11 protein-coding genes are annotated in these 12,292 nt (G+C 68.7%); 4 read left to right on the top strand and 7 right to left on the bottom strand.

The window, feature by feature from the left end; translation table 11 throughout:
• Positions 1-15: 15 nt before the first annotated feature.
• The 3 genes from PY310_RS13400 to PY310_RS13390 are packed head-to-tail and all read right to left on the bottom strand — an operon-like array spanning position 16 to position 1,660.
• Entirely contained in the window at positions 16-900 is an 885-nt protein-coding gene (locus PY310_RS13400) for an aminoglycoside phosphotransferase family protein (protein ID WP_275214919.1), read from the bottom strand.
• Between the two features lie 41 nt (positions 901-941).
• Positions 942-1,349, bottom strand: a complete 408-nt coding sequence (locus PY310_RS13395) for an SRPBCC family protein (RefSeq protein WP_275214918.1) — start codon at positions 1,347-1,349, stop codon at positions 942-944.
• Positions 1,346-1,660 carry an ArsR/SmtB family transcription factor gene (locus PY310_RS13390; protein ID WP_275214917.1) on the bottom strand — a complete coding sequence of 105 codons (315 nt, stop codon included), beginning with the start codon at positions 1,658-1,660 and terminating at the stop codon, positions 1,346-1,348. Before PY310_RS13390 ends, PY310_RS13395 begins: the two co-directional genes overlap by 4 nt.
• Before the next feature lie 11 nt (positions 1,661-1,671).
• Between PY310_RS13390 and PY310_RS13385 the strand changes: the two genes are divergently transcribed.
• Entirely contained in the window at positions 1,672-1,827 is a 156-nt protein-coding gene (locus PY310_RS13385; RefSeq protein WP_275214916.1) for a YciI family protein, read from the top strand.
• A gap of 49 nt (positions 1,828-1,876) precedes the next feature.
• On the opposite strand, the gene PY310_RS13380 is transcribed toward PY310_RS13385, so the two are convergent.
• Positions 1,877-2,224: a CBU_0592 family membrane protein gene (locus tag PY310_RS13380; RefSeq protein ID WP_275214914.1), complete on the bottom strand. Its 348-nt coding sequence runs from the start codon at positions 2,222-2,224 to the stop codon at positions 1,877-1,879.
• Between the two features lie 196 nt (positions 2,225-2,420).
• Between PY310_RS13380 and PY310_RS13375 the strand changes: the two genes are divergently transcribed.
• A complete protein-coding gene (locus tag PY310_RS13375; RefSeq protein WP_275214913.1) occupies positions 2,421-3,344 on the top strand; it encodes a LysR family transcriptional regulator in 924 nt (307 codons plus the stop codon).
• A gap of 100 nt (positions 3,345-3,444) precedes the next feature.
• On the opposite strand, the gene PY310_RS13370 is transcribed toward PY310_RS13375, so the two are convergent.
• Positions 3,445-3,918: an SRPBCC family protein gene (locus PY310_RS13370; RefSeq protein ID WP_275214912.1), complete on the bottom strand. Its 474-nt coding sequence runs from the start codon at positions 3,916-3,918 to the stop codon at positions 3,445-3,447.
• Between the two features lie 223 nt (positions 3,919-4,141).
• Between PY310_RS13370 and PY310_RS13365 the strand changes: the two genes are divergently transcribed.
• Positions 4,142-4,705: a hypothetical protein gene (locus PY310_RS13365; protein ID WP_275214911.1), complete on the top strand. Its 564-nt coding sequence runs from the start codon at positions 4,142-4,144 to the stop codon at positions 4,703-4,705.
• A complete protein-coding gene (locus tag PY310_RS13360) occupies positions 4,702-7,575 on the top strand; it encodes an ATP-binding cassette domain-containing protein (RefSeq protein WP_275214910.1) in 2,874 nt (957 codons plus the stop codon). The genes PY310_RS13365 and PY310_RS13360 overlap by 4 nt, the downstream gene beginning before the upstream one ends.
• Before the next feature lie 98 nt (positions 7,576-7,673).
• On the opposite strand, the gene PY310_RS13355 is transcribed toward PY310_RS13360, so the two are convergent.
• Together PY310_RS13355 and PY310_RS13350 are read right to left on the bottom strand one after the other, a co-directional pair.
• The gene (locus PY310_RS13355; RefSeq protein WP_275214909.1) at positions 7,674-10,553 is read right to left on the bottom strand and encodes an FAD-binding and (Fe-S)-binding domain-containing protein; all 2,880 of its coding nucleotides are present in this window, start codon (positions 10,551-10,553) and stop codon (positions 7,674-7,676) included.
• A 1-nt stretch (position 10,554) separates the two neighbouring features.
• Positions 10,555-12,279: an L-lactate permease gene (locus PY310_RS13350; RefSeq protein WP_275214908.1), complete on the bottom strand. Its 1,725-nt coding sequence runs from the start codon at positions 12,277-12,279 to the stop codon at positions 10,555-10,557.
• Positions 12,280-12,292 lie beyond the last annotated feature (13 nt).

The raw sequence follows: 12,292 nt of genomic DNA, 5'->3' as shown, positions 1-12,292 counted from the left end.
CCGGCAGCCCAACAGTCAGCCGTCCAGGACCTGCCGGACCCCGAACTCGCCGACGGCGAACATCCACGGGTTGTCATCGGAGTTGCTCAGCCTGGCGGTGGACAGGTTGAGGGCCCACCCGCGGGCCCTCGCCCACGTGTCGTCATCCACCACGCCGCCAAAGGCGCCCCTGAAGCGCCGGCGGCCCCCGGCGTCGAACATCAGCCACCCCAGCGCAAGATCGACGGCGGGGTCCCCGGCCCCGACGTCGCCGAAATCGATCACACCGGCCAGCCCGCCGTCGTCGGCCAGCAGAATGTTGCCGGGATGCAAGTCACCGTGAAGCATCATCGGCGGACCATCCCAGGCTTCGGCGGCTAGGGCCTCCACCCAAGCTGCCTTCAGGGCTGCCGTCTGCGGGTAGCGTCCGCGGTCCCCGAGGCGTGCCACCACCGCCGCGTCGCGGTCCGCCAGCGGCACCCCGCGGAACGGATTCACCGGGACGCCGAATTCGGCTGGCACGTGAAGGGCGCGGAGGAAGCCGGCCAGCGCTTCAGCGGCAGGGCCGCGGCGGGCGGGGTCGACGTCGGCCGCAGCAGTTCCGGGGACCCACCGCACGACGCTCCACGGCCACGGAAACTCCGGCGTCGGCCGGCCGGCGTGGACGGGGACGGGAACCGCCACCGGGGACCGGCGGGCCAGGGCGGGAAGGTACGCTTGCTCATGCAAAATCAGCGGGACGGCTTCCGCGCGGCGCGGCAGCCGGACGGCCAGGGCGTCGCCGAGCCGGAAGGTGGCGTTGTCCCAGCCGTTCGCCACCCGCACCAAAGGATGGCCCGCAAGGTCGGGCCGCTGACTCCGGAGGAGCCGCCCCACGAGGGCGTCGTTCACGTCCACCGTGGCTGGGGGCATGTCCGCCATTTAGATCCCCGAGCTGATCTGCGCGTCCGCTGACCTACGTGTCAGGAGGCCCCGGCGAGGACGCCGTCGATCCGCGTCAGCAGGCCCGGCCAGCCGTTGCCCATGCCTTCCAGGGCCTGCTTGCCCATGGGGGTGTCGAGGCGGAAACCTGCGTGTTCGTGGTGAAGGACGGTGCCGTCCCCGTCGGATTCGAGCCGCCAGGTGATGGTGGTGTCCAGCATGCCCTCGGAGAACAGGAAGCTGATCGATGTGCCGGGGTCCACGGTGAGCACTTCGCACTGCTGCTGGCCCCAGGATCCCATGTCCATGGTGAAGCGGTGCCCGACAACCGGAGCGATGTCGCCCGGGGCCCACCACCGGGCCAGCAGTTCGGGTGTAGTCAGCGCGTCCCAGACGGCGGCACTCGGGTGCGGGAAGCGGCGCTCAAGCCGGATGGCGTTCTCGGTCATGAAGGTTTCTCCTCGTCCAAAAGTTCTCCCAGCGCCTCCAGGCGCCGGTTCCAGTACTGCTCAATGTGCTTGACCCAGCCGCTGACCTCGGCGAGCCCTGCAGGCTGGAGATGGTACAGCCGGTTGCGGCCGTGCCGCTCCTCCCGGACCAGGCCGGCCTCGCGAAGAATGCCCAGATGTTCGGACGCCGCCGAGCGGCTCAGGTCCAGCAGCCCGGTTAGCTGGCCCGCCGTCCTCGGCCCGTGGCAGAGCTCATCGAGGATGACGCGCCGGGCCGGGTTGGAGAGGGCACCGAAGACATCAGGAAGCACGGAAACAGTATATGTCGGAAAATCCCGACACATCAACGCGTGGCACCGCGGGCGTGATCTTCACTTCGCACGAGGACGCCGAGCGTTTCATCGCCGACGACCCGTTCGTCATCGAGGGACTCGCCGAGCCAAGAATCCTGGAGTGGAATGCCGTGCGGTTCGGATAGCGCGCGACGGCGGGACGTCCCGCCGTCGTCGGCTTAACTAATCGTCAGCCTAACTAAAGGCGGGTGCCCGGGACGCGTCCACGATGGCCAGTTGGCCGGTGGTGTCAGGGACTCCCGGAAACTGGACCTGGGGAGCTTCGGCAGCGGCCGCAGGCGAAGCCTGTGTGGACCGCATGCGAAGAAGTGCCACTGCGGAGATGAGGAACCAGGCGATGTTCGTGACCACGGACGGCCACGCCTCGTGAACCGCACCATTGATAATAAAGGCGCAGGCACCGATGAGGTTCGCCGCCTGGAAGCCCTTGCCGGCGGCCTGCCACCCCATGGACACCGACAGGTACGCACTCAGAATCAGGGCCGCGCCGGTCCACCCGGCGATTTCCCAGAGCAGTTCCATGGTGTCCTTTCGGGGGGTGATGCCCGGTTGCCGTCGCCCGGCGGGGCGCGCAGAACGGCGGGCTAAGAGTCTTGTGTCTGGGGCTGCTGCGGAGTGAGTCAGGCACCCTGGATTTGGCTTTCAACAGCAATTATGGGGACGCCGGGACTGTAGATCAATTGCATTCTTCTGAAGATGTGGTTTAGAAATACTTAACATGGATATTGACCCGCGCCGGCTGCGCGTTCTCCTTGCCGTTGCCCGCACCGGCGGCGTGCTCGCCGCGGCTGACGAACTGGGGATCACGCCCTCGGCGGTGTCCCAGCAGCTCAACAAACTGGAGGACGAAACCGGGCATGCGCTGGTGCTGCGCACGCCCAAAGGTTCAGTCCTGACACCAGCCGGCCTGGCCGTTGCTGAAGCCGGCGAGGAGATCGAGCGCGCACTGAGTGTGGCCCGCGCCCGGATACAGGGCGGCGCCCAAGTGGCCGGCGTGGTGCGGGTGGGCGGATTCACCAGTTTCCTCCGCACCGTGGTGATCCCCCGCCTGCCCGAGTGGCGCCTCCGGTACCCGCAAGTGCAGATCCGGATGGTTGAAGGCGATTTCCCGGCCCTGCTGCGGCTGCTCCGGCAGCGGGCGCTCGACGCCGTGGTGGTGGAGCTCGATTCGACGACGCCGGGCCAAGGCTCCCTGTCCGCCGGAATGATCGAGGAGCCCCTGCTGGACGAGCCGTGGAAACTGGTGGTGCCATCCGGTGCCCTGCTCACCACGGAGAACATTGATCTGGGCCACCTGCCGCTTCCGTGGCTCGGCGTCGACTCCTCGGCCGCCAACGCATCCGTGCTCGGCCGGCTCCGTCAGTCAACGGGCGCCCGGCTGGAAACGGTGCACCAGTACCATGACACGCTGACCGCGCTGGCGCTCGTTGCGGCGGGCGAGGGCGTTGCGATCGTGCCCACTCTGGCGTTGAGCGGCGTCCGCCACGACGGGGTGGATGTCCTGGACGTCCCGGGACTGGGCACGCGGCGCATCGTCCTGCGGCGGTTCGACCGGCGGCGGACAGCCAGCACGCCCGTGGACACCGTCGCGCGCCTCCTGCGGGAAGCAGCGGCCGGGTTCGACACCCGGTCGGCGTCCTGACCCTCGCCTTAGCCGCCCAGCGGAAAGTCCGACGGCGGCACTCACCTTGAGTGCCGCCGTCGGCCGTTTGGCTTCGGTCAGTTCCCCGTCCGTTGCAGTTTTAGAACTGCCCGGTGGGGCCTTTGTCCTTGACCTCACCGCGCCAGCCGCCCGTTTCGCCGCCGCGCGATTCGATGAAGTCCTTGAACTTCCGCATGTCAGCCTTGACCTGCATCTCGTCAATCTTCAGTGCCGCGCCCGCCTTTTCCGTGGCGGTTTCGGGCGCCCATTCGAAATGGACTCTGACCTTCGTGTGATTGGCATCCAACGGGGTGAACCTGATGATGCCTGCATGGGATTTGCCGTCAGTGCTGCGCCACGCGATCCGGTCATCAGGCTCCTGGTCAACGATCTCGGTGTCGAATTCCCGCTGGACGCCGCCCACCTTGGTCACCCAGTGATTGGTGGTGTCAGTCAGCTGGGTTACGGATTCCACACCGGACATGAACTGCGGAAATGATTCGAACTGAGTCCACTGGTTGTACGCGGTCCGGACCGGAACTGCGACCTCAACGGTCTCTTCAACGTGTTCCATCTGCTTCCTCCTGTCATGACGGGCGGCCGCAACAACGGGCTGGCAGAGTGTGCCATCCTGCCAGTCAGGCAGCCGCCACCTCTGCACGATAAGTCCGGCGGCTGCCCGTGTCCAGACCTTCGGAAATCCCCCAGGGATGTCAGCGTCGTCATCGCCTGGAACGTTCACGTCACACAACGTGACCTCCTCCGCATCCGGATCACCCACGCCCTACCCTTGACAGGTGACTTTGCCTACGATCCGCACCGCCGCGAGCTCCCTCGCCGCCGCCGGCCTCCTGTTTGCCCTCGCCGGCTGTTCCGCGCCGGCCACCCAGCCAGGTGCCTCTGCCCCGGCGTCCACGGCTGCGCCTTCTCCGGCAACTGCTTCAGCCAGCGCCTCCGAGCCCTGCGCCGGTGTGAAGGTCATCGTCGATTCGGGCTCCATCAAGCAGTCCGCTGCTGACCGGTCCGTATGCGTTCCCGTGGACGCGCCGACTCCCGCGTCGAAGGTGCTCGACCAAGCCAAGGTGAAGACCGAGGGTACCACCCAATACCCCACGGAAGTCGTCTGCCGTGTGAACGGTGTGCCTGCCGCGGACTTCGACATCAAGCACAAGGACGGCACCTACCGCGAGGACTGCAGCAAGATGCCCGCAGCCTTCGCCTACTGGGGTCTCTGGGTCAGACCTGTCTCCGGTGACTGGGCCTACGCGCAGGAAGGCCTCACCACCCTGCAGGTCAGCCCGGGCCAGAGCCTGGAACTGCTCTTTACGGTCGACGGCGAACCGGCCGCCCCCGCAGCATGACCTTCCGACCCGCGCCGTTACGTGCAGCGGCGGCTCTCGCCGTCGTCTTCGTCGCGGCGCGGGTCATTTACCGCATCCTTTTCAACGGGACGGGCATTGGCGGGCCGGTACTGCTCGACCTGCCGGCGCTGCGGCTGCCTGCCCCGTACGCCCATGTGGTATTTCTTGGTCCGGTCACGGGGCAAGGCCTGTGGCAGGCGGTCCTGTCCGCCCTGCCGATTGCCGGGATGTTCCTCGCCTTCGGCCTGCTCAACGCCTGGGTGGATGTGGCCCGCGGCTTTGTGGTTTTGGCCCGCCGCGGTCCCATGCAGGGCGTGGCCCGGACCGTGGTGGTGGCGTGGGCGGCGCTTCCGGCGCTGTCCGACGCCGTAACCTCCGTCCGCCTGGCGTTCCGGTTGCGGGGCGAACGCTTCGGCCCGCGCGCCCTGGTGCCCGTGCTCGAACGCACCCTGGAACACGCGAGCCGGGTTGCCGCGGCCCTGGAGCTGCGCGGCTTCGGGAGCCGGGCATCCCACCAACCCGGGAACGATGACGGCGGCCCGCTTCTGGTGCGCGACGCACAGTTCCGCATCGGCGACGCGACGGTGCGCGTTTCAGGATTCGAGCCCTCAATCGGGTCCATCACGGTCGTCACCGGGCCGACGGGTTCCGGCAAGTCCACCGTCCTGCGGGGCATCGCCGGCCTGCTCTCCCACGTTGACGGCGGCGAAATATCCGGCACCATCCGCGTCGCCGGAGCGGCCCGTGCCACCACGCCGCCGCGCGATACCGCCCGCCATGTCGGCGTCGTCCTGCAGAATCCCCGCGCCGCGTTCGCCAGCACCCGGGTCCGGGACGAAATCTGCCTTGCCCTTGAACTGCGCGGCATGCCATCCGCTGCTGCGAAGGCACGGGTGCTCGAGGTCGCGGACCGCGTCGGGGTCTCGCCGCTGCTGGACCGAAATACCAGCACCCTCTCGGCCGGTGAGGCGACGCTCGTGGCCATCGCCGCCGCGGTGGTGGATCATCCGGCCCTGCTCCTGGTGGATGAACCCCTCGCCGACCTTGATATCGCAGCACGTACCCGCGTCATCGCCGTGCTCCACGCTCTGGCCCGCGACGCCGGCGTCTGCGTCATTGTGGCGGAGCACCGCGCCGAAGCGCTCGTTCCCGTGGCCGATTCGTGGTGGACCATCGACGACGGCGCCCTGATACCGGGTGCCGCGCCCTCCGCCCCGTCATCCCTGGCTGTTGCGCATTCGACGCCGGCGCTGGCAGATCCTACGCCCGTGCTGACGGCGACCAACCTCGGGGTGCACCGCAAGGGCGCGATGCTGGTGCGTGACGCATCCCTGACCCTGCACCGCGGTGAGGTGGTGGCGCTGGTGGGCCCGAACGGTGCCGGAAAGTCATCCCTCCTGGTGGCGCTGGCCCTGCGTGAGGGCAGCGGCGGTCTACGGGCTGGTGGCGAAAGCGGAGGCGTGGTGGCAACGCTCGACGGCGGCCGGGTCGCCCTGGTGCCGGACGCCTCGGACGACCTCTTCACCAGGGATACGGTGGCGGGCGAGCTACGCGCGGCCGAACGTCGCCTTGCGCGCCGAAAGAACAGCGGACAGCCCGCGCCCGGCTTTGCGGCGTCGCGCCTGGCCCGGCTGTGGGGCAGCGCCACGGTCCCCATCGGACATGAGCACCCCCGGGACCTCTCTGCCGGCGAGCGCCGGATCCTTGCCATCGCGCTGCAGACCATGGACGATCCCCAGGTCCTCCTGATCGATGAGCCCACCCGCGGACTCGACCCTGCGGCGCGGACGGCCGTCGCGGCGGCTTTGACAGCCGCGGCGGACTCCGGCGCGGCGGTCCTGGTCGCCACCCACGACCACGACTTCGCCCACAGCCTCGGCGCCCAGATCCTGCCGATGCGTGACGGCGTCGCGCCCTCCTCCGAAGCGGCACCGGCCGAAGAACCCGAACCGCTCCTCGCGCTCCCCCGGCACGCAGCAACCGGGCCGGAACCGAAGACCATCGAACCAGGATCCCCCGCAGCGGAACGAAAGCGCCGCCTCCGCATGCCGCGCGGCGTCGAACTCGCCGTCCTCGCAGCAGCGAACCTCCTGGCCCTTGCTGCCTTCTGCTGGCCGCTGCTCGCCGCGGCACTTCCCCAGGACGCAGCCGCCGCCCTCCCCTACGCGGCGCTGGCCATCGCGCCGCTCGCCGTCGTCGCCATCATTGTGTCCCTGGACGGCTCGGTCCGCTCGGCGCACACCGTGGCGCTCCTCGGCGTCCTGGCAGCGGTGGGATCGGCGGTGCGGGTGGCAAGCACCGGCGTCGGGGGCGTGGAGGCTGTGTTTGTCCTGCTGATCCTGGCCGGCCGGGCGTTCGGTGCCCGGTTCGGCATGCTGCTCGGCGCCGCCACCATCGCCCTTTCAAGTGCCTTGTGGGGCGGGATCGGGCCGTGGACCCCGTTCCAGATCTTCGCCTGCGCGTGGGTGGGCGCCGGCGCCGGTTTGCTCCCCCGCCGGATCCGCGGCAAGGCGGAACTCTGGATGCTGTGCGGCTACGGCATTGTGGCGTCCTACCTGTTCGGCCTGCTGACCAACCTCTGGTTCTGGCCGTTCGCCGTGGGCGCCGGAACCGGCATCTCCTATGTGCCCGGCGCGCCGCTGGGCACTAACCTGAGCAGCTTCCTGCTGTATTCGCTGGTGACGTCGACGGCGGGCTGGGACACCCTGCGCGCCGTCACCACCATCATCGGCATCGCCGTGGTGGGGCGGGCCATCCTCGCCGCGCTCCGGCGGGTGAAGCCGGTCTCCAGCGCGGGTGGAGGCGCCGGCGGGCACGCCGCGCAGGCTTCATCCACCCCGGCCGGGGACCGGCTGCACCTTCGGGTCTGAGCACACCGCCTGGGCCCCACACTCGCGCTGCGGGAAACTCAGGGCGCTGTTCGCGGACCTCAAGGTCGGGGCGGTTTCTCCTGCCCAGGAAAGCCATCCTATGCACCCGTCGAGCTGCGAAATTCAGGGGTCGTTACGACGCCTTCCCCGGGCCGCGTCACTTGCTCCAGCAGCTCCAGCACGTGCCGGTACTCAGCCCCGGTTGCCCTGGTCATCCCCAGCTCACAGGTGCGGTTGCAGGACGCATGGGCTGACGCGCCCAGCTCCGCGACCTCCTCCCCCTGCTTCCGGGTGGCGGACTCGGTGAGCTCGGGGTGGAGCATGCCGCGGTCCCCCGCGAAGGCACAGCAGCCCCAGTTCACAGGGACATCCACCTTCTCGGCCACAGCACCGGCCACAGCATCCAGGGAACTGTTGATCCCCAGACGCGTGGACGAGCAGGTGGGGTGCAGTGCCAGCGAATCCAGCTTCTTGTGGTCGGGGAGCATGGGCAGGATGCGTTCGGCCGCGAAGTCCACCGCATCCACAATCCGCAGCGGACGCTGCCCCACCAGGGGAACATCCGATTCCACGGCCTGGCGAAGGCCTTCCGTGCAGGACGACGCGTCGCAGATGATGGCCAGTTCGCCGTCCCGGGTGGCTTCCCGCAGCGCGGCCAGGGTCTTCTCCTGCATGGTCGCCTGGCCGGCCACCATGCCCTTCGAGGACCAGGGCGTGCCGCAGCACAGGCCATCGATGCCCTGCGGCACCAGCAGGGTGATCCCGGCCCGTTCGCACAGCTGCTCGAAGCTGTACTGGACTCCCGGACCGGGCGTGCCGGACTGATCCGCACCGGCGGGCCCGAACATGGTCCCCACGCACGCGGGGAAGTAGACGGCGTCCGGTGCCCGGTCCGGCGTCGGACGTTTCCGCGCGGAACCGCCGCCCGGCAGGTCGGCCGAGTACAGCGGGACGGTGTCGGTGCCCAGGACCGCCCTGGCTGCCTTGTTTGGCGGGACCAGCGCGGCGGCCGGCAGCTTGTTGACCACGGTGAGCGCGAGCGAAGCGCCGCGGGTCACCCCTTCCCAGTGCTTGGCAGCCGCGTTCCAGGCGCCGTTGGCCACGGACCCGGCGTCGGATCGCCTGATCCGCTTGACCAGGAGCCCCGTGTTGATGTCCACAGGACAGGCCGTCTGGCACATGCCATCCACCGCGCAGGTCTGCACGGACTCGTAGTCGTAGTCCTTCTCCAGCTGTTCCACGAGTGCCGTGTCCCCGGCCAGACGCGCGGCCTCGATGGCACGCAGGGTGACGATGCGCTGCCGCGGCGTAAGGGTGAGGTCCTTGCTGGGGCACACCGGCTCGCAGTAGCCGCAGGAGACACAACGGTCCACCTCTTCGGCCACGGGTGGCGCCGTTTTGATGTGCCGGAGGTGCGCCTCGGGATCGTCGTCCAGGATGACGCCGGGGTTGAGGATCCCGCGCGGATCGAATAGCTCCTTGATCCTGAGCATCACGCCATACAGCTCATTCCCGTACTGCCGCCGCACATAGGGCGCCATCACCCGTCCGGTGCCGTGCTCGGCTTTGAGTGAGCCGCCCTCCCCCAGCACCAGGTCCACCATGTCCTCGGTGAACGAGCTGTACCTGTCCAGCTCCTCCGCGGTGCTGAACCCGTCCGTGAGCATGAAGTGGACGTTCCCGTCTTTGGCGTGGCCGAAGATCACGCTGTTGCTGTAGCTGTACTTGTCGAACAGCCCGATGAGTTCCTGGCAGGTGCGGCCGAGCACGGGAACCGGGACCACGATGTCCTCCAGCAGAGCGGTGGTCCCCGGCGGCCGGGCTCCCGCCACCGAGGCGTACAGGCCCTTGCGCAGGTGCCAGAGCCCCGCACGTGCTTTGGCGTCACCCGTGAAGTGGGCTTCGGCGGAGAGGCTCAGCTCCTTGAGGATGCTTTCACCGCCCTGCTGCAGTTCCGCGAGACGGTCCTGCCCTTCGGCCGAGTATTCAACCAGCAGGGCAGCGTGGTCCCGCACCACCAGGTCACGCACGACGGCGGGAGTCCCCTTCAGCGTCTGGCCCACCTTGAGGGACAGCGCGTCCATGAGCTCCACCGTGGCTGCGCCGGTTTCCACCAGCGCGGGCAGGGCGGCGTTGGCCGCCCGCAGGTTCGGGAAGACGAGCAGCCCGGTGGCGGCGTGCTGCAGCCGCGGGATGGTGCGGAAGACGGCCTCGGCCACGAAGCCCAGGGTTCCCTCGCTGCCGACGATCAGGTGGGCCATGATGTCCACCGGGCTGCTGAAGTCCAGCAGCGTGTTGAGGCCGTAGCCCATGGTGTTCTTCATGGCGAACTGCTGCCGGATCCTGCGCACGGACTCGCTGTTTCCGCGCACCCGCTCCGCCAGTTGGGCCAAACCCTGGTAAAGCTCAGGCTCCAGCGCGCGCAGCTTGGTGTCCGCGTCCGGGGCGCCGGTGTCGATGACTGTCCCGGACGGGAGCACTACGGTGAGGGACTCGAGCGTACGGTAGGCGTTGTCCACGGTGCCGCAGTTCATGCCGGACGAGTTGTTCGCCACCACACCACCGATGGTGCACGCGGCCTCGCTGGCCGGATCGGGCCCAAACTTCCGGCCGTAGGGTGCCAGCCGGGCATTCAGCGCCCGCACCGTGACGCCGGGCTGCACCCGGACGCGCGCACCGCCGTCGAGCACTTCAACGTCCCGGAAATTGCGCCGCACGTCCACCAGCACGCCGTCGGTGACGGCCTGTCCGCTGAGGCTGGTTCCGCCGGAGCGGAACGTGAGCGGGACGCCCTGGGCGGCGCTCGCGCGGAGCAGCCCGCCCACGTCGGCTGCGCTTCCGGCGGTGACCACGGCCTGCGGGATCAGCAGGAAGTGGGAGGCGTCGTGGGCGTTTGCGTGCAGGTCGATGGCTCGGGTTTTGACGTGGGCGGGATCGGCGACGGCGGAGCGGAGGGCTGCGAGGTCCAGCGGTGCCATATCAGGGAACCATCCAGCCGAGGACGGGGGTTGACTGCAGGAAGATCAGCACGGTGATGAGCGCCAGGAGGCCCAGGCTCCAGCCGATGAGCTTGCGGAACAGGGTTCCCTCGGCACCGTCAAGACCCACCGCAGCCGAGGCCACGGCCAGGTTCTGCAGGGACAACATCTTGCCCATCACGCCGGCGGAGGAGTTGGACGCAGCCATCAGCACGGGTGAAAGTCCGGTCTGCTCCGCTGCGGTGGCCTGCATCTGCCCGAACAGGGAGTTGGAGGAGGTGTCCGAGCCGGTGAGTGCCACGCCGATCCAGCCGATCAGCGGTGAGAGCAGGGCGAAGAAGCCGCCGGCGGAGGCCAGGGCGAAGCCCAGGGTGGTGGTCTGGCCGGACAGGTTCATCACGAAGGAGAGGCCCAGCACGGCGGTGACGGTGACGATGGTCCAGCGCAGCTGCACCACGGTGTCGCGGTAGATGCGCAGGCCCTGGGATGCACTGATTTTGTAGAGCAGCATGGTAAGCAGGCCGGAGAACAGCAGCAGGGTGCCGGTGGCCTTGAGGTGGTCAAGCTTGAACTTGGTGGCCGCCACCGGCTTGCCGGCCGAATCCGTGATGTCCAGGCCGGGCCAGGCGAACGTGACGCTGCCAACCTGGGTCAGCCAGGCCTTGACGGCAGGGATCTGGGCCACGGAGAACACCGCAATGATGATCAGGTAGGGCGCGATCGCCATCCAGATCTGGCGCGGCCCGGGACGGGAGTTGTCCGTGGGGATGGCGGGGTCTGCAGACAGGGCGCTGCCGCCGCTGCCGCGTGCCGCCGTCGTACCTTCCGGTGCCGCGGAGCCGCCCGTTCCGCCGGCGCTGACGACGGCGGGGACCGCAGCAGCCTCCACGGCACCGCCCATGCCCACGGTTTCCTTCGGCTGCCAGACCTTCAGCATGAGCAGGACCGCGGCCACGGTGACGACGGCGGCGACGACGTCTGTGAGTTCCACGGCGAAGTAGTTGGAGGTGACGAACTGGGCCAGGCCGAAGGCGGCGCCTGCCACCAGTGCCACGGGCCAGGTCTGCTTGACGCCGCGGCGGCCGTCCACGATGAACACCAGCAGCAGCGGGACGATCAGGGCGATGAACGGCGTCTGGCGTCCGGCCATGGCGGACAGCTCATTCAGGGGCAGGCCGGTGACGCCGTTGAGGGCAATGATGGGTGCGGCCATGGCGCCGAACGCCACGGGAGCGGTGTTGGCCAGCAGCGAGACAATTGCGGACTTCAGGGGTTTCATGCCGGCGGCCATCAGCATGGCGGCGGAAATTGCCACGGGTGCGCCGAAGCCGGCCAGCGACTCAAGCAGCGCACCGAAGCAGAAGGCGATGAGGATGGCCAGGATCCGGAGGTCGTTGGAGATGGAACGGATGGTGCGCCCCAGAACCTCGAACCACGGCGTGGCCACGGTGAGCCGGTAGATCCAGAGCGCGTTCACCAGGATCCACAGGATGGGGAACAGCCCGTAGAAGATGCCGGCCGCCGTGGCGCTCAGGGCCTGGTTGACCGGCATCTGCCAGCCGACGACAGCCAGCACCAGTGACAGGGCCAGGCCGGCCAGGGCGGCGAAAGGTGCTTTGACCTTGAAGACGCCAAGGAGGACGAAAAGCAGGACGAGGGGAAGTGCCGCGCAAAGGGCTGAAATCACGAGGGACCCGGCGAGGGGGTCGAGGATCTGCTGAAACATGTGTCTCCAGATT

It is taken from the genome of Pseudarthrobacter naphthalenicus (assembly GCF_029076445.1).
In the GTDB taxonomy this organism is placed as follows: domain Bacteria; phylum Actinomycetota; class Actinomycetes; order Actinomycetales; family Micrococcaceae; genus Arthrobacter; species Arthrobacter naphthalenicus.
This window is presented reverse-complemented; position numbering and strand designations above follow the sequence as displayed.